The 18,847-nt window shown below is 57.4% G+C and carries 10 protein-coding genes and 1 tRNA gene; 3 read left to right on the top strand and 8 right to left on the bottom strand.

The genetic code is table 11. From position 1 onward, the window contains the following. Window positions 1–150: 150 nt before the first annotated feature. The 3 genes from trpC to SH661x_RS05180 form a co-directional block, all read right to left on the bottom strand. Window positions 151–942, bottom strand: coding sequence for an indole-3-glycerol phosphate synthase TrpC (gene trpC / locus SH661x_RS05190; RefSeq protein ID WP_437228705.1), 792 nt, complete (start codon window positions 940–942; stop codon window positions 151–153). Between the two features lie 202 nt (window positions 943–1,144). Continuing rightward, window positions 1,145–2,662 carry a trigger factor gene (tig, locus tag SH661x_RS05185; RefSeq protein WP_437228703.1) on the bottom strand — a complete coding sequence of 506 codons (1,518 nt, stop codon included), beginning with the start codon at window positions 2,660–2,662 and terminating at the stop codon, window positions 1,145–1,147. Between the two features lie 263 nt (window positions 2,663–2,925). Beyond that, window positions 2,926–2,998, bottom strand: a tRNA-Gly gene (locus SH661x_RS05180). A gap of 319 nt (window positions 2,999–3,317) precedes the next feature. On the opposite strand from SH661x_RS05180, the gene SH661x_RS05175 reads away from it, so the two are divergent. Together SH661x_RS05175 and SH661x_RS05170 are read left to right on the top strand one after the other, a co-directional pair. Beyond that, entirely contained in the window at window positions 3,318–4,127 is an 810-nt protein-coding gene (locus SH661x_RS05175; protein WP_437228701.1) for a metallophosphoesterase, read from the top strand. 83 nt (window positions 4,128–4,210) lie between these two features. Next, a complete protein-coding gene (locus SH661x_RS05170) occupies window positions 4,211–4,957 on the top strand; it encodes an SGNH/GDSL hydrolase family protein (RefSeq protein ID WP_437228699.1) in 747 nt (248 codons plus the stop codon). A gap of 70 nt (window positions 4,958–5,027) precedes the next feature. Here the strand turns inward: SH661x_RS05170 and SH661x_RS05165 are convergent, their stop codons facing one another. Continuing rightward, window positions 5,028–8,246 carry a response regulator gene (locus tag SH661x_RS05165; protein WP_437228697.1) on the bottom strand — a complete coding sequence of 1,073 codons (3,219 nt, stop codon included), beginning with the start codon at window positions 8,244–8,246 and terminating at the stop codon, window positions 5,028–5,030. A gap of 181 nt (window positions 8,247–8,427) precedes the next feature. Between SH661x_RS05165 and SH661x_RS05160 the strand changes: the two genes are divergently transcribed. After that, window positions 8,428–10,107 (top strand): diguanylate cyclase, encoded by a 1,680-nt coding sequence (locus SH661x_RS05160; RefSeq protein WP_437228695.1) that lies wholly within the window; start codon window positions 8,428–8,430, stop codon window positions 10,105–10,107. A 98-nt stretch (window positions 10,108–10,205) separates the two neighbouring features. On the opposite strand, the gene SH661x_RS05155 is transcribed toward SH661x_RS05160, so the two are convergent. From SH661x_RS05155 to SH661x_RS05140, 4 genes are all read right to left on the bottom strand, one after another. Further along, window positions 10,206–11,153: a hypothetical protein gene (locus SH661x_RS05155; protein ID WP_437228693.1), complete on the bottom strand. Its 948-nt coding sequence runs from the start codon at window positions 11,151–11,153 to the stop codon at window positions 10,206–10,208. Window positions 11,154–11,386: 233 nt separating this feature from the next. Beyond that, on the bottom strand, window positions 11,387–11,917 hold the full coding sequence (locus SH661x_RS05150; RefSeq protein ID WP_437228691.1) for a CinA family protein: 531 nt from the start codon (window positions 11,915–11,917) through the stop codon (window positions 11,387–11,389). Between the two features lie 180 nt (window positions 11,918–12,097). Further along, entirely contained in the window at window positions 12,098–13,567 is a 1,470-nt protein-coding gene (locus tag SH661x_RS05145) for a DUF1501 domain-containing protein (RefSeq protein WP_437231171.1), read from the bottom strand. Between the two features lie 82 nt (window positions 13,568–13,649). Continuing rightward, window positions 13,650–18,764, bottom strand: coding sequence for a DUF1549 domain-containing protein (locus SH661x_RS05140; RefSeq protein WP_437228690.1), 5,115 nt, complete (start codon window positions 18,762–18,764; stop codon window positions 13,650–13,652). Window positions 18,765–18,847 lie beyond the last annotated feature (83 nt).

Below are 18,847 nucleotides of genomic sequence, written 5' to 3'. Positions count from 1 at the left end.
TCTTCGACACTCAGGGCGGTGATTGCGATGCAATTTGAGCATCGCATCAACAGTCAGCGTCGCGATTCTCTCGATCTCGTCCCGGGATATGCCCATACGCTTTTTCTTTGCGCCCTTCGCGTCTTCACGGTGAAATTTCTCTTGCTCGGCTCACCCCCCCTGCAGTCCCAGAAGTTCCCGCACGCTTCGGCCGATGTCGTCGGATCGCATCAGCGACTCCCCGACCAGAATTCCGTGGACACCGGAGGACTGGAGCATCGTGACGTGCTCCCGGGTGTAGATCCCGCTTTCCCCAATGACGAGCACTTCCTGTGGAATGCGTTGCCGCAGGCGGACGGTGTGCTGCAGATCGGTGATGAACGTCCGCAGATCGCGATTGTTGACTCCCAGAAATAGCGGCTTCAGACGCAGGACCCGGTCCACGTTTTCGGGGTCGTATACTTCAATCAGCGAGTGCATTCCCAGTTCGCTGGCGAGCCTGTAAAGCGATTCCAGTTCTTCACCATTCAGGCATTCAGCGATGAGCAGAATGCAATCGGCCCCGCTCGCCCGCGCTTCCCAGACCTGATACGGGTCGATGATGAAATCTTTTCGGAGCACCGGAATTTCGACTGACGCACGGATCTGTTCCAGATAGCGCAAATGCCCCTGAAAGAAATGCTCATCGGTCAGGACGCTAATGCAGGCGGCACCGTGATCGGCGTAGGTGCGGGCGATCTGTACCGGATCGAAGTCAGCTCGAATCAGACCTGCGGACGGCGACGCCTTTTTGACCTCCGCGATCAATCCCATCGGATGATGCGACTGCAGCGACTTCAAAAAATCCCGGACCGGAGGAGCTGACGCTGCGGCCCGCTGAACATCGGCCAAGGGGCGTTTTGCCACCGCAGAGGCGATATCCAGACGCTTCTGGTCAATGATTTTATCGAGAACAGTGCTCACGGCGCGGCATCTGGAAAAGGCGAAATGCGCGGTTCCATCCTTCGACTCATGAAGGAAAAACCGCATCACTTTCTGGAGTGAAACGTCAGGCTGCAGGATACCAATCAACCCGGAAGCGGGCGAATCCATCGGTCAATGAATCCCATTCCCCAATAAAAAAAGCCGCGCTGAGGAGCGCGGCTTTGGACTTCAGACCAGCATTTTAGTGGTCGTGATCGTGGTCATGATCACAGTCGTGGTCGTGCTGATGAGCATCGTCTTCGGTATCAGCGGCAGCGACGGTTCGGCAGACGGAGCGATTCAACGCTTCGACATCCGATTCCACCGGAGCAGCCATCTGCTCGTCGACGAACTCAGCACTGTCGAGGATGACGTCGACTGCTTTACGTTCGCGAATCTGTGCGAACAGGTTATCCAGCATGCCGGACTTCGCCATGCGGGCTTTGACGCGACGAGGATTTTCGCCCCGCTGCATGGCCATCATGCCGATTTCGGCGTTGATGTCCGCTTCGGTGACTTCAATCTTCTCTTCTTCCGCCAGCCGGTCCAGAACAAAGTGTTCCTTCAGGTTCTTGCGGGTCATGGTGAGCGATCGCTGGCGGAGTTCGTTCTCGCGAGCGAGGATTTCCTTGGAAGTGAAGCCTGCCTGCTGCATTTCCAGGATTTCGCGTCGCAGAGCGTTGTCGACCTGCTTGCTGACGAGTTCTTCGGGCAGATCCCAGTTCGCCGAATCGGTGATCTGCTCGAGCACCTGGCGTCGGCAGGACTGTCGCTGCTCGTACTTCACCTGGCGTTCGAGCATTCCGTGAATCTGCTTGTTCAGATCTTCCAGAGAAGCTGCGCCGAGCCGCTCGAGGAAATCTTCGGTGAGTTCCGGAGTTTCGAGGTGTTTCACGTCCAGCACGGTGAACTTCGCGTGAACCTTTTCGCCTCGCATTTCAATGGAATCAGCTTCCATGGAAACGGTGACGTCTGTTTCACGAACGTCGCCGGCTTTGGCTCCGACCATGAATTTGTCGAAGTCAGCCAGTTCGGCGTCCTGGAACCGCAGTGTCTTGCGAACACGCAGCGAAACGTCGTCGATTTCGGTCAGCGTCGCGCCGTTGTGGGTCAGGACGATGTCCACGGTGACGTAATCACCCGCCTTGGCAGGGGCGTCGACGGGAACCAGTTTACCGTACTGCTGAAGGAACCGGTCCAGATATGCGGACACATCAGCGTCGGTGATTTCGCGAGAGGGCCGCTTGATCTTGAGGCCCTTGTATTTCGGCATGTCGAATTCGGGGCGAACTTCGACGTCGAATTCGAACTCAAAATCCCCTTCTTCCGGGATTTCGATGTTTTCGAGATCCAGATTCGGCTCATTGATCGGGTCGATCTCGGACTCTTCGCTCAGCTGCTCGAGGCTGGCCATCAGCACCCGCTGCTTGACCTGCTCGGCGAGCTCATTCTTGAAGCGGCGCTTGACCAGATCGGCGGGGACGTGTCCGACGCGAAATCCCGGAACTTCGGCGCGATCGGTATAATCTTCCAGAATCGTCTTGTAGACGTCATCGATGGAGTTGCGGGGGACTTTGATCCGGACGTGCCGCTTGCAGGGACCTGCCTGCTCGATATCCACCGTCAAATCCAGCCGTGGCTTATCGGATTCGTCCGATCCCTTTTCTGCCACCAGGGTGGATGCCTCGTCTGACAACTTCTCTGATTCTGTATTCGCCATCACTGATCCCCCCTAAAAAATGATCGGCCAGCGACCACTCAGGATCACAGGCCGGCCCACTGGGCGTCCGCAATTCGAAAACTTTTTCTTGCGGAGTCCTCTGAAAGCGATCTCAAAACCGAAGCGACTTCAAAACGGTTTCTTGTCAGCCGGAGCAGGAACTACTGCAAGCGTCGTTCCGCATCATGAGGCGGCTGCCCCAGATCCGCTTTCCGGATCTCACCTGTTCTGAAATTGATTCTAATCTGACCACACAGAAGAAAAGCGGGTGAAGGGACTCGAACCCTCGGCCTCCACGATGGCAACGTGGCGCTCTGCCAATTGAGCTACACCCGCGAATTTCAATCGCACCTCCCAACCGGGGAGGAGCGGAGAGTTTATGAATTCTTTTCCGGGAGAGTCAAGCCAAGTCGCATTCATCGACTCCGACTATTGAATCCCCGCCAGCAGATCCTCCATCTGGACTCCGTTTCCCTCCCGAGAACGCGGTTCATCCACGATCCGATTATTTGGCACAAGTCGATAGCGGGCTGGAAGTTCGATCCTTCATGGAGGGCTGATGACATCGCCTCTGTCGATTCCTTCCCCACCGGCAGCCACGCCCCTAAGATGGAGATTCGCATTCGTCATTTCGAAGAAGAGGGAGTTCAGATCCGTGCAGCTTCCGCAGGAAATCACCGGTCCCGTGGCTGTCATCGGTGATGTTCATGGTCAACTCGACCAGCTTCGCATCGTTCTGAAACAGCTGGCGGAGCTTCCGGACTACGACCGCCGGTGGATTGTCTTCATCGGGGATCTGGTTGACCGCGGTCCAGATCCCAAAGGGGCGATTGATCTCATTCTGGAGACAATTGATCAGCATGAGCGGACCGCGCTGGTGTGCGGAAATCATGAATACGCCATGTCGGCCGCCCTGAAACTGATCGAGACCCCCGAATACTGCGACTGGTCCGCCCGCTGGCTCGACCATTATGGATGCCAGACCACGTTCCGCTCTTACGGACTGGAAGAATTCGGCGATCTCGCAGCCTTGCGGGCGCGCGTCCCCGAGAGTCATCAGAATCTGCTCGCGAATATTCCCTGGTGCGTAGAACATCCGGAATACTTTTTTGTCCATGCGGGTCTGGATCCCGCAGCCCCCTTCGAACTGCAGCGAGCCATTCTCCGCGAGCGAGACTTCTCCCTGACACGGCCGCAGTGGCTGTGTTCCAAAGGGTTGACGTTTCAGCAGCCTCCCCGGGACTGTTCACGGGTGGTGGTCTCCGGACACGTGCGTGTCCCGCAGGTGACACTGGGCCCCAAACGGATTCTCGTGGATACTTCTGGTGGAGAGGGAGGAAACCTGAGCTGTATCCTTCTGCCGGAAAATCAGGTGATTCACTCGGACCTGACAACTCCTCCGGGCATCACCAAGGCGACTCCTCCACCGGTTCCGGAAGCAAAGAAGAAGGGTTGGTTCTGGTAAGCCGAGAGAGATCCCCGGCCAATCCCTAAAAGTTGAGTTCCTGTTTTGTCCATGTCTGTTCATTTTCCACGGAGAGCAATGAGATGGGATCAAATCGAAGAGATTTTCTGGCAGCGACACTGGCTGCCGGAGCAGCAGGAATGGCAAGCGTCACTGGCACTCAGGCTCATGCAGCAGAAAAGGGAGCCGGTTTGATTCAGCCTGGGAACGTCATTCTGTTTCAGGGGGACTCAATCACCGACGCGGGTCGCAGCCGGGAGACAGCGAATGAACCGAATCTGCGTTCCACTCTGGGCGGGGGTTATGCGTGGATGGCAGCGTCACAGGTTCTGGTCGATCACGCTCCGGGTGAACTGAAAATTTTCAATCGCGGGATCAGCGGCAATAAAGTTCCTGATCTGGCTGCCCGCTGGGATGTCGATTGCCTGCAACTCAAGCCCGATGTGCTCAGCATCCTGATCGGAGTCAATGACGTCTGGCATCGCCGAAACGGCAAATACCAGGGGACTTTGGAGTCTTACGAAGCCGATTATCGTACGCTGCTGAAGCGAACACTGGACGCACTGCCGAACGTGAAGCTGGTGATCTGCGAACCGTTCATCCTGAAGGCTGGTGCGATCGATGACAGCTGGTCCCCCGAGTTCGATGGGTTCCGTGCTGTCGCCAAGAAGATGTCTGAGGAGTTCAAGACCGTCTTCGTTCCGTTCCAGGCAGCATTCGATCGCGCAGTGGCCTATGCAGAACCGAAAGAATGGGCGGGCGACGGCGTGCATCCCAGCCTGTACGGTGCCTCGCTGATGGCACACGAGTGGATCAAAGCGGTCAGTTGAGAGAGAGTTGAGAGCGAAGTGTTGAGTGTTGAGTGAAAGAATGCAGCACTCAGCACTCAGCACTCAGCACTTAGCACTCAGCACTTAGCACTTGTCTTGTCGCAGCTTCTACTTCGTCGAGCGCCCCGGTCAGTGACGTGATCAGTCGCTCGCACTCTTCCCATTGAGACTGGGCTGTCGCCATCTCCAGTGCTTCTGCTGTCTTCTGGGCAGGCGCTCCCATCGTGCGCAGACTTCCCTTGATGGTATGAGCCGCAATGCGGGCTTTGGCCGGGTCCCTGGCAGCCACCGCATTCTTCAGCTGCCGGAATAGCCTGGGCGTCTCCTGCAGATAAGCCTCAGCGACATCCCGGGCGAGTGCTTCATCCTGCTGAACGCAGCCCAGAAGTGTCGACCAGGAGATGGAACTTTCAGCCGCCGACGCCGCTGCCTCCGGAGTGGGAGACGGCTTTGCGACAGAAGCAGACGTTGCGGGAGTCTCTTCCGGTTGACCGTAATGAGACAGGACGCTGGCGAGATCGAATGGGCGAATCGGCTTGGAGACATAATCGTCCATGCCCGCGGCCAGGCAACGTTCCCGATCCCCCTTCATGGCGTGCGCGGTCATCGCAATGATCGGAAGGTGTGCTCCTGAACCGAAGGCTTCCTCCTCACGAATGAGGCGTGTGGCTGTCAGTCCGTCCATCTCCGGCATCTGCACGTCCATCAACACCAGATCGAACGTCCCTTTTTTCAGTTCGTCCAGTGCTTCGCGGCCCGTCGTCGCCACGGTGATCTGATGCCCCCACCGGGACAGCAGCCCCAAAGCGAGTTTGCGGTTCGCCAGACTGTCTTCAGCCAGAAGAATCCTGAGCGGCCGAATCTGGGGAAACCGCTGCGTCGCACTGGAACTGTTGTCTTCGAATGTCACGGACAGATCGAGCACCGACGCGATGGCATCGAAGAGATCCGACTGCTTAATCGGCTTGGTCAGATAGGACTTGATTCCCAGCTTCTCACACTGCTCGATCCCAATCTGACGATCCACGGAACTGAGCATCATGACGACTGTGCTGGCGAGGTGATCGGCCTCGGTGATCCGCTCAGCGAGAGTGAAGCCGTCGACGTCCGGCATACTGGCATCGGTGATCACCAGATCGTAGGCCTCATTGCGTGCCGCGGATGCTTCCAGTTCCTGAATCGCTTCAGCAGCTCCGGCGACCGCCACTGGATGCATCCGCCAGTTGAAACACATCTCTTCGAGGATCTTCCGATTCGTCGCGTTGTCGTCCACGATCAGGATACGCAATCCATTCAGGGCGCTCATGTCCTGGCGAGTGCGGGGAACTTCGTCCTCCGAGACATGTCCGAATCGGACGGTGAAGTGGAACGTACTCCCCTCCCCGACCTGGCTTTCAACCCAGATACGGCCCTGCATGAGTTGCACGAGTTTCGAAGAGATGGCCAGCCCCAGTCCTGTTCCGCCGTAGTTACGTGTGGTGGACATATCGGCCTGTTCAAAGGCTTCGAAGATGCGGCCCTGTTCTTCAGGAGCAATGCCGATCCCGGTATCGGAGACCTGAAAGTGCAGAATGATCTGATCGGGGTCATCGCGTTCGCACTGAACATCGAGGACCACTTCCCCGGAGCGGGTAAACTTGATCGCATTGCCCAGCAGGTTCAGAACAATCTGACGCAGGCGAAGTCCGTCTCCCCGCACGTAGCGCGGAATCCGGGGAGCGATATGACAAGCCAGTTCGAGCTGTTTGCTGTGAGCCCGCACTGCGAGCGGCTTGATGGAGTCACCGAGCCATTCGCGAATCTCAATGGGGTAGCTGTCGAGTTCGAGCCGGCCTGATTCGATCTTGGAGAAATCGAGGATGTCGTTGATGATTCCCATCAGCGATTCGGCAGAGCTGACGACTGTTTCCAGGTAGTCCCGCTGCTGTGGCGTCAACGCGGTGTCGAGGACGAGTTCCGACATCCCGATGATGGCATTCATCGGGGTACGGATTTCATGGCTCATGTTGGCGAGGAATTCGCTTTTGGCCCGGTTGGCGACTTCCGCAGCTTCTTTCGCCGCTTTCAACTCCTGCTCCGCCCGTTTACGACTGGTGATGTCTCTGGCAATCCCCACCAGCCCGATGATCTCCCCTGACGGATTGCGGAGCGGAACTTTTGTGGTCAGAACCCAACGTCTTTCGTGCCCGGCAGTGAGCAGCTCCTCTTCGCGATTGATGAGGGTGTGACCATGCTTGATCACCTGCATGTCGTCTTCCCGATAGATCTCTGCGAGTTCGGGTGGCGAAAAATCGAAGTCGGTTTTTCCGACCAGCTCTTTTTCGGATTGACGTCCATACATGAGGACGTGAGCGTGATTGACCGTCACAAAACGGAAATCAGAGTCCTTGATGAACACGTAGTCAGGCAGATGATCGATCAGCGTGCGTAACCGGTCCCGTTCCAGCTGCAGGGCCTGAGACATTTCATATTGAGCGGTGATGTCCCGCGAGATTCCCAGCGTCCCGATGATGGAACCATCACTCTTCTGCAGACGAACCTTCGTGGCAGAGGCCCAGGTGACATGCCCATCCGGCCAGACCAGTTTTTCTTCGTGATCGACCAGTGGAATTCCCGTACGGATGATCTCCTGCTCCAGTTTCAAAGCCGAAGATGCGTGTTCCGGCTGAAAGTAGTCGAAGTCCGTTTTACCGATGGCATCCAGCGGGGACTTGAGTCCGGAACGAATCGCTTTTGCACGGTTGATCCGCAGATAGCGGCCTCCCGGGTCCTTGAAATAAATATTATCGGGAACTGCATCCATCAGTCCGTCGAGCAGCATGTTCTGAAATTCGAGTTCTGCCTGTGCGCGTTCCCGCTGGGCAGCTTCGCGCTGAAGATTCTGAACAGCTTCCTGAAGTTCCCGGGTACTGGTGCGCACCCGTGCATCGAGAGACTGATTGGCTGCCAGGATCTCTTCCCGCTGGGCTCGTCCCCGGGATCCCAGGAAGGCGGTGGTGCAGATTGCAAACAGCGCGAGTGCCAGATTGATGGTTTCGACAGTCTGGTTATCCCCTTCGTCATGGGGTCTGAGGAAGTAGCCCAGGAGGAGCAGCACGATCACGACCTGAGCTACCCGCCAGATAAACGAGCGGGTATGCAGTTGAATCGCGAGCAGCAACACCGCCAGGTACAGCAGGCCGTACGAGATTCCATGCGGCAGAAAGAAACTGACAGTAAAGACGCAAATCGCCAGTCCGACAGTGACAGAAACGCGAGGGACAGCGTTCGACTTTGGCAAGCGGGGCATGGGACGCCAGGCTTTCCATGTTCAGAGAGAGAAGAGTGAAGGTCGGATTATAACACTCGCATCAAGATGTTGCGTCTTGGCAACATCCTTTTTCGGCAGTTCACTGATGATCGTCTCCACAACGGTCTCCGCATCGACTAACTCTGTTCTCCACGCACAACTCCATAGGATGGAAATTACGATGCTGGAAGTTTTACTGAACGGTGGATTCATCACCTGCTCCGCGTTACTCGCGGCGAGCTCGGTGCAGATCTGGCTTGGACGCCAGAGAGTCCGGGATCGATTGCAGGAACTCGAAGAGCTTCGATTAAAGGAGCAAGTACGTCAACAAAGGATTATCGAACTTTCCCGGACCAATGCTGCACGTGAATTTGAAGTCCGCTGGTTAACAGCAGCCGCCGCTGCGGGCGACAACCTTGGTCCTCTGTTGCAACTTCTCGACAAGGCGGCCGGAAATTCCGAACCGTTTTATGCCTGGATTCTTGACGCCAACGGAGATGTCCTCGAGCAGAACCCGACCGCCCGTCGACTGCAGACGACGCCCGTTCTGACATCGACCGGATCCCTGCTGCTGCATAAAAAAGCCACCGCTGCCCTGCAGCGCGGCCGGCAGGAATTTGTGTTCATCCCTGAGGTCAGTGAGGCTTCAGTCGCTTCACTGGAATTCTTTCGCTGCACCGAGCAAGGAACGACCCTGCTCTGCCTGTCCCGAGTCCCCAACGTGACGGGGGATCTTTCCCGGGATCGTGATCTGATCGCGGGCCTGTGCCAGAAGTTGAAAACCGTAACGGTCCCCTCAACTGTTGAAAGCCTGATGAACTCGACGGATGAGCTGGATCTCATCCGCGACATGTTGACACTGCGGACCCTGACCGATGAAGACTTCTCTTCACCGCAGATGTTGCTGCAGGAGTTTCTCATTCGTCTGGCGGATCTCACCGGATTCGAACGGGCGAGCGTCTACATGAGCAGCTGCGGTGACACTTCGCAGCTGGAATTGCTGGCAACGGGAGGAATTGCAGTCGCCGGACGCGAGAATGACGACTGGACCATGCAGGAGGGACGCATCCTCGACATGCAACGGGCAAACCCGACGGGATCGAACTGGCAGGAGACCCCGAGATCGTGCGACGGATTTCATCTTGAGAGTCACCTCTTCGTCCGCGAGCGGGTCCCGGGAAAATCCAACACTGTCATTGTCCTGAGCAGCCGCTCCCGAGTCACTTACAGCTCCATCAAGATCGAATTGGCGAAGTGGTCGGCGCAGTTCCTCCCGCAGACCTTCGAAAAGGCGATGGTTCGACTTCAGAATGAAGAACGTGCTCGACGGGACGGATTGACACGTCTGGCAAATCGGCAGACATTCGATACCGAACTGCACAAGGCGATCCGGGGCTGTATCGCCAATCGACTCCCGTGCAGCCTGCTGCTGATTGACCTGGATCACTTCAAATCGATCAACGACACGCACGGACACCTTGCGGGGGATGCTGTCCTGCAGGCGGTCGCTGCCACAATCTCACAGACTGTTCAGCAGACCCGGATTGCTGATCGCGGACTGGTGGCTCGATACGGGGGAGAAGAGTTCGCGGTGCTGCTTCCGGAGATTTCTCTGGCAGGAGCCCAGCGAATTGCAGAACAGATCCGGCAGACAGTCGCTGCCCGTGGCCACCTGTTTGAGAACACTCGACTGAATGTCACCACGTCGATCGGAGTTGCAGCGATGCCGCTGCAGGGAAACTCCTCGGTCACGCTTCTGCATGCTGCGGACAAGGCACTCTATGCAGCCAAGCATGCAGGACGGAATAAAGTCAGCGTCGCACCGCTCAACGTGACGCAACTGGCGCTCTCAGGGCAGTAACACAGCACGGCGATTTCAGGCTGACGCGGTCAAACGCGAGAGTGTTCGCACCAGCGGCAATTCGACCGGCGCTCCTGTCGCTGTCCTTCCTCGCCCGGCTATCGGGAGAAGATCCGTTTCCAGCGTCCTTCGGGATCTGGTTTGGATTCCGGAACCTGCGGAGGAGGTGCGGGAACAGGGGACGCCGGTGGCAGTGTCATTGCCGACACCGGCACCATCTTCTTGATCTGCAGTTCCAGATTCTGTTTGATCTGAGCCAGTTTGGCGCGCTCCCGTGCCAGCATCGCTCTTTCCAGCGAAAGTGCGACTTCCGCCTGCCGCAGATGATCTTTCAGCAGCGTCTCCAGAGACTCCAGCCGACGGCGGTAGTTGTCCGGAGCTTCTGCCAGCAAGTCCCAGTTGACGGGGACGTATTTGCGAGATTCCGCGAGCCGGAGCCGGGACGTCAGGTACTGGATATAAACGTCACGGGTTTTGACGCCCAGCATGAGCTCTTCGGAGTCGCTCGTGGCTGTCACTGGGCTGGGAAGATCCGGAGCTGCACCGATTTCATTGAAATCATCCTGCTCCAGGTTGATCGGTTCCGCCAGTACCGTGCTCGAAGAGTTGGACTGAACCTCTTCCGGGGGCTGCGGAGAGGCTGGAGCAGGTTCATCTCCGAGAATGCGGGCCTTGGCCGCTTCCCAGAAATCTTCGGTAGCGGCGGCTTTCTGACTCGATTCCACTTTGGCTGCGGGAACGGCCACAGGCTGGCGACTCAAGAGTTCCAGAATGCGGTCGATCCCGGATTCGATTCGCTGCACACGCTCGGCGGGCTGAAACTCCTGCCAATCATCCAGGACCGTCGAGAGTTTCTCAACATACTCCGCAGGGATCCCGGACTGACTTCCGGAACCGGCATGACCGGATCTCTCTGCTCCTGCCCGTGTGAGACGATCCAGCTGAATGGCCGATTTCTCAAGCTGCGCCGTGAGCGCTGCCACGAGATCATTTTTCTCGGCCAGTTGGGCCTGTAGCGTCGCGAGATCGTCGGGTCGGGGCGTCATGAAGTCGAAACCTTGGGAGCACGCGACTGATTCTCGTCGGTGCCTTCCAACTCTATCTCAGGAATCGGGCGAGGACTGGTGTTCGTTTTCGGCAGCATCTGTACCGGCCCCCCCGCGTTCAGGTCATGACGGCTGTAACGGTCACACCGCACTGCAGGGGTCGCAACGATGATGTGGGAAAGTGTCCCGCCCGACTGGGTTGAGAATCACGACATCGGGTTTCGCTGCACACGTTATGAGTGATTCGACAATGCCGACAGAACAGCCTGCAAGACCAGCGTGCCCGCTTCCCGCTGCCTCAAATGGCGTAGCGAATGTTCTGCGGACGCTTCACTGACTGTCAGCGTGCGTCTCTGCACCCAGGCCGGCCGACTTCGAAAAGCAACCCCGATATACACCACGCCGTCCAGTTCCGCGGGAGCATTCGGGCCCAGATGACCGGTGATGGAAGCAGCCAGTTCGGCTTCGGGGGTCCGCTGCAGAGCCCCCAGACACATCTGCTCAGCGACCTGCGCGCTGACCGCCCCGATTCGCGAATCCGCGAGGTCGCGTCGTGAGACTCCCAGCCATTCCGCCTTGGTTTCATTCCGGTAGGTGACTGCCGAACCGCAGTAGACATCCGAGATCCCCGGAACGTCCGTCAACGCCATCGAGACTACTCCCCCCGTGCAACTCTCAGCCAGAATCAGTCGCACCCGGCGGGATTTCAGTTCCGTCCCCAGCTGGTGTGCCAACGCGAAGAGCTGTTTTTCCAGGTCGGACATTGAGAAGTGTCAGCTTTCGTTTTGAAGCCATGACGTGTGAAAAAATTGATTCGGGAACATCATTTCACTGCGATCTTAGGTGGCGAAAAGCAGACTGACTACTGTCTGTGAACGAAAAGACCGGGTGAAGCTCGAATGCAACTTCACCCGGTCCGGAGAGATCCACGATAGCGAATCGAACTACGCGAACAATGCGGAGACCGCTTCTGCTTTCACCAGTTCGCGTGGCTGATTCAAGTGATTATAGACAATGGTTTCCGGGGCGATTCCGAAGGCTTCGTAAATGGTCGCCAGCAGCTCGCCCGGGTGAACCGGGTTCTCGATGGGAGAAGATGCAGTCTGGTCACTCTTGCCGTGAACGTACCCACGTTTGATTCCGGCTCCGGCCAGCATGGCTGTGTAGCAATACGGCCAGTGATCGCGACCGTCGTCACTGTTGTTGTTTCCAGAGGTACTGACACCGCGTTGCGGGCTGCGTCCGAACTCACCCACAGCAACGACCAATGTCTCTTCCAGCATGCCGCGGTCTTCCAGATCGTTAATCAGCGCCGAAAGTCCGACGTCGAGCATCGGGGCAGACTGATTTTTCAATCGGGATGACAACCCTTGATGGGTATCCCAGGAGTGGTTATCGCTGTTGGCGACTTTGGGCCAGATCACTTCAACCACGCGGGTTCCCGCTTCCACGAGCCGGCGGGCGAGCAGACAGCTCTGCCCAAAGGTGTTCCGACCGTATGCATCACGGGTTTCACGGGACTCCTGTTCGATGCTGAAGGCATCCCGGGCCCGCCCCGAAGAGATCAGCGACAAGGCCTGATCGTAATACTCGTTGAGTTTATAATCCTTGACCGCCCGATCAATCTCCGGCATGCCGGCGTTGATGGTGTCCAGCAGTCGGGCTCGCCGTTCCATGCGTTCGCCATAGACGTCGGCTCGCATCTCCAGGTCGGTCACATTGATCTTGTTCATCTTGTACATGTCCATATCGTCACCGCTGGGGTACAGGGTGTATGGATCAAATGCTTTGCCCAGGAAGCCGGCGGTCCCCCCCTTGCCGATCACATTGCTTTCCTGAAGCGGACGGGGAAGCATCACGAACGGCAGCATCGGCTGCTGGGCCGGCCGCAACCGGATGATGTTTGATCCGAAGTTCGGAAAGTCCTTGGGACTGGGGGGCTCGAGCTGCCCCGAGGGGCTCACCTTGTCGGTCGTGTAACCGGTCATCATCTGATAGATGGCGGCGGTGTGGTTGAACAGACCGTTGGGCGAATAACTCATCGATCGAATGAGCGTGGTCTTGTCGAGGACTTTCGCCAGATTAGGAAGCAGTTCCGTGAACTGGATTCCCGGCAACACCGTCGAGATGTTCGAAAAAACAGACTTCACATTATCGGGAACGTTCTCTTTCGGATCCCACAGGTCGAGGTGGCTGGGCCCCCCCTGCAGGTAGCACATGATGATGCTCTTGGCCTTCGCCGGCAGCGCCCCCGCTTCTGCTCCCCGGGCGCGATTGACGGCCTGAAGCTGCAGCATGGAGCCCAGCGAGAGTCCCAGCATGCTGCTTCCACCGACACGCAGAATATCTCGGCGTGTCACTCCCAGATGCGAATCACACAGGTCTTTGCCGGGCTGTCCAGGAACTCGAATGATCATGTCAAAATCCTTCTTTGAATTCGCCACTCAAGGTGGTTCGGCTGATTTTCCGGTGAGTGCGACAAGTACTCGACGAGTGCTAACGGTTGAACAGGAACGCAGGACTGTTGATGAGTGCCCAGGCGAGATCCTGAACGGTTGTGAGTCGACTGTTCTTCAACTGCAGCTCGCTGAGCTCGACCGCCCTGTCCAGCCGAGCCATCTGCGGATCGACCGGGACGGGCTTCTGAGCTTCCGCAAGCTGTTCTTCCAGCATGGTCAACTTGGGATCGACCGGAAGCGGGCTTTCAGCTTCCCGCAGCGCGGCAGTTAACTTGGCAAACTCCTCATTCTGACTGTTGAGATGGTTCAGCAAAGTCGCAGTCTGTTCCGGAGTCCGATCCTCGGGAGCGATCTTCACAAGGTTCAGCAGAGAAGCTGGCAGCCCCTGATTCACCTCTCCGGTCTGGTCTGTCAGCGACACGCGAAATTTACCCAGGGCATGCATTTTGTCAGTGAACATCTGGTGCACGTGAATCTGCACCACCATCTCCCCGTCGATCTTGACCGGAGTTTCGACTTCGAACGTGGCGAAGTGATCTTTTCCTGTCTGGGGACCGACCGCCCAGCCGTTTCCGCTGCCGTCCATCACTCCGTCGATGGCTGAATCAACGTTGTAATTCTCCTGACTGAACGAAGCCTTGGCGTTCTTCAGTTTCAGCTGCTGCTTCTGCTCCGGATGATCTTTCGGCCAGACCTCAACGACAAACTCGGTGACCACGAAGTTTCCGTTATTGGCTCGACCGGGCCCCTTCTGGGGAAGTTTGTCGCTGCTGAGTGCTTCCAGCCGAATGTTCGCCAACTGATTCAGTGAGAGAGTCGATGTCAGGACATATTCACCAATCCCGTGCTCGCCGGAGGCTTCGACGCTCAGATCGTCGTTCTGTGCCAGCGTGGCATTATTGGTTGTCGTCAGTTCCGTGAACTTCAACTGGGTCCACGGGGTCAGGTTGGAGGCGGTTTCGGCGATCCATTTCGCAATTCGCTCGGGACCGCCGACGTTGAAGTCATCGATGGCTTTCTTCGCGGCAGCAATACGTTCTTCACGGGCCTTCATATTTGCTTCAACCGTCGGCTGCATGGCGAGGCGATAGTCCTCCAGCCCCTTCGTCAGCGTGGCAATCGCGAGTTCCCGCTTTTGCTCCTTCTCCAGTTGCTGAGTTTTGGAAGATTCACGGTACGCATCTCGATCGGCGACGAGTTTCTGATACTCCGGTCCCAGTTCTTCAAACAGCTTCAGAGTGGCGGCAATTTCTTCGGTCCGCGCATTTCTGTTTAAAATGCTCAGAAAGACCTTGTTGATCACCGCCGCGTCGTCCGGTTCATTGGCAATCAGCTGTTCCAATCGATTTCCTGGCTGCGAAATGGCTTGACTGACGGTCGTTCCATTCATCAGCGCCATCACCGGTCCCAGCTGCAGATCCGACGAACGTTCGCATTCGCAACTGGACTCGCGGACCGGGCGACCGAGACTGTCGAGGAAGCCGTCCTGCAGGTTGATCTGAACGTCCGGTAGAGCTGCGGCGCGTGTTCCTTCAGGAACGCCCGGAATCTGCATCTTCGCACCGGTCACTGTGTAGACGGTATCGTAAAGAACTTCCGCAGGCAGCCGCTTGGGAGTGGCGTGCGAATAGTTCAGGCGGTCATCTTCATTCCACTTGTTGGTGGCGATGCTCAGCTGGTATGTCCGGCTTTTGCAGATGATCGCCATCAGGTGCCGGACGTTGAATCCGGAATTGACGAACTCGGCCGTCAGGTAGTCGAGCAACTCCGGATTGCTGGCTGGGTTACCGGCCCGGATATCGTCGATCGGCTCAATGAGACCGACCCCCATCAGATATCCCCAGACCCGGTTGACGTAGCTGCGGGCGAAGTAGTCGTTGTCTTTGGAGGTGATCCAGTCGGCGAGCTTCTCGCGACGATCATGCTCTTCCACGACTGGAATTTCCCGGTCAAACGGCACCAGGGGTGGAGTGACCGCCCCGGTGCGGTCGTGCTTGATTTCTCCGGTAGTGTTGTCGCTCACTTCTTCCCACAGCGGTTTAGCTCCTTCCACCGCGGTCCCGCCGATGTCCCCATCCGCGTTTGCCGGATCCCGTTTCAGACTGACCTGAGCGAAGAACGCAGCAGTCTGGTAGTACTGATCCTGGGTCCAGCGCTCGAACGGATGATCGTGGCACTTATTGCAGTTGAAACGGATGGCAAGGAACAGGTGCGTCGTGTTTTCCATCAGCGCATCGGGCTCGCGAAGAATCTTGTAGTACGACGCTGGGGGATTCACCTTGTTCGACCCCTTGGCGGTAATGACGTCGTAGCAGAACTTGTCGTAGGGTTCGTTCGCAGCGACTTTCTCACGAATCCACTTGCGGAAGAGCGCAGCTCCCTCACTTCCCAGGAACTTGCTGTTCACCTGCAGCAGGTCCGCCCATTTGTTGGTCCAGAACTCCACATAGGGATCCGAACCGATCAGGCGGTCGATCACCGCAGCCCGCTTCTCCTGAGTCGGACGGGGATCCGCGTTGAAATACAGCACTTCTTCCGCAGAAGGAGGAAGTCCCGTCAGGTCCAGATAGACCCGTCTGAGGAATTCGGAATCGTCACACAGGCCCGAAGGTTCAATCTTCATCCGCTCCCACTTCTGGGCGACGAGCTGATCGATGGCTCCCCAAGTTTCAGGCTGCTTCCAGACGAAACCGGTCCGCTCGCCCATCGCCGTCAAGGTGGTGGCGGCGTAGCTTCCTTCAAAACGGCCGAGGACCGGAGCCTCGCCACGCCGGACAGCTGTCAGCACGGCTGACCGATTGCTTTCCGCGACCTCGGTGTTGCCACTTTCCAGAAATGCGTCGCCAGTGACGTCCCGGGTTTTGCCGTTGGTGTAGGTGGCGATGACCCGCAGCTGCTGCCGGGCTCCAATGTTCTGCACGACAGGGTTGTAAGGTTCGATCTGAATCGAAGCGACCCGTTCCACATCCATGTCCAGCTGGCAGCCTTCCGCGATCCAGCGGCGGAGAATTTCGTAGTAGGCCTCGCCCGGACGTGTCAGCTGGCCGCCGACATGGGGAACCGATCCGCTCGCTTTCAACAGCATCAGGCTGTCGTCAGGGGACGCGGTATTCGTCCGGCGGGACTTGATATCGTCAGTGAATGCCCGCACGTCATAGATGGGATCGTACCCTCGCAGAGAAAGCTTGAAGCCGTTTTTGCCGTCTTTGGAACCGTGGCAGGTCCCCTGATTGCACCCGAGCCGAGTCAGGACCGGGTTCACGTCCCGGATAAAGCTGAGGGGTTCTGTCGAGTGCACGTTGGCCACTTCGACAGGAATGGCTGCCTGCAGACTTTCGAAAGTGATCTGAAGATTTGCCGTTCCATCATCCCGGGGGAAGACCCGTCCCAGCGGAGAAACGACAGCTGACTGATCCTTGATTTCAAGTGACGCCAGACGGGTCAAGTCGATCCGGTCCCCCGACTGCAGGACTCCGGTCACAAGCACCTGCACCGAGTCGTAGGGGCCTGACAGGCTGATCGAGGGGGGCGTCACTTCCAGTGAAGTCACGACAGCGCCTGTCGGAAGTGATTCCGTTCCGGTCAACTTTTCCTGGTGAACCGGCTTCAGGTTCACCAGCGATTTGGATTCCGCCGGGGTTTCAGTCACAACTTCGACGGGCATGAACTCATTGACCAGGGTCCCGTCAGCAGGATTGATCAGGCGAATCTTGCCATCGCTTCCGGCTGCTGCCAGCACGTTTCCTTGCGGATGATACGCCACAGCGTAAACGGCGGCCGGCAGTTCGATCTTTGTCCGCATGAGCAGTTGAGGATTCGAACCGAGATAAGCGGTGAGCTTGCCAAGTTCATCGGCGGTGGGACCGGAAATCATCTTGGTAAGAATCGCCTGAATGTCTTCAGGGGCCTCAGGAATGGCGTCGGCGTTATAGGTGTAAACCTGACCCTTGCCGTCCAGGCTGGAACCGCAGGCGACCGTCTTTCCGTCAGGAGCATAGGCAACGCTGTAAATTCGTCCCGACATGGCGGGGAATTTGCGGATCAGGTTGGAGTCGTCACCAATCTTTCGCTCGAGAACCCGTTCCATCCGGTAAATGCGGGGAGTTCCGTCCGAACCCCCGACGAGAATTTCATTTCGCTCGGGATGTCGCTGCAAAGCGGAAATTCCGCCTTTCAGGGCTCCCGGTGTGATCGAAGTCACGTTATCAATGAACCTCTGGGTGGGGACGTTGTAGAGCTTGGTCGACATGTCCCGGCTGGCGGAAACCAGCAGAGAGCCGTCTACGGAGAAGACGGTTGCCAGTGGCCAGTCATCGTGGGCTCCGTTAAAGAAGACCTGCTCGCCGGTCTGCGAATTGAAAGCCCGGACTGCAGTATCGGACGCACCAACCGCCACAAGGCTGCCGTCCGGTGACCAGCTCGCCCCATAGATCGTGTCGTTGGTGAGCGGAATTGAAATCAGAAGTTCACGCTTGGGAACATCCCAGATCTGCAGCTCGCCCATGCGTCCCGGCTGTCCCCCGGCGACCGCCAGTCGCGTGCCGTCCGGAGAGAACGCCACCGATTCGATGCGTTCCGACAATCCGATCAGTCGAGCCAGCAGTTGCTGACCATCGGCAGAACGGAGGATCACTTCATGGAAGCCAGCAACGGCCAGCATCTGACCGTCCGGCGAGTAAGCAATCGACGTGATGACCGGAGGCTGCGAATAGACCGGGGGATGGTCCTGGTCATAAATTTTGCCGGCGGGAGCAGCAGCGGAATCGTCGATCGCCCCCTGCTCAATCCACAGACGGATTTTCGCAATTTCGTCGGCGGAAAGTGGTTCGCCGTTCTTGGGCATCTCGGCTTTGCCATCGACCGGAGTGATCTGGATGAACAGGTGACTCTCATCCGGCTTGCCCGGGACGATGGCCGCAGTTCCGCTTTCGCCCGCCTCCAGCAGCTGGGCGAACGTGGTCATATCATAGCCGCCGCCCCGTTTTGCCGGCTGATGGCACCCCTGACAGCGTGCCTGAAGAATCGGCAGAACTTCTTTCTGGTAGCTGATTTGTCGCGGTGCTGGCTGCTCTTCCGCCCGAACCACTGACGCCGTTAATGCCGTGATGCTCAGACTTGCCAGAATCAGAGTGGGCAATTGGGTAATGCGCATGAGTGATCGCCGAATCGCTGGTAGGATTGATTTTGACGTATCAAAAGGCGGGGTACGCAACGTCTGTGCAAGTCGACCACTCA

Source organism: Planctomicrobium stercoris (assembly GCF_051465655.1).
In the GTDB taxonomy this organism is placed as follows: Bacteria; Planctomycetota; Planctomycetia; order Planctomycetales; family Planctomycetaceae; genus Planctomicrobium.
This window is presented reverse-complemented; position numbering and strand designations above follow the sequence as displayed.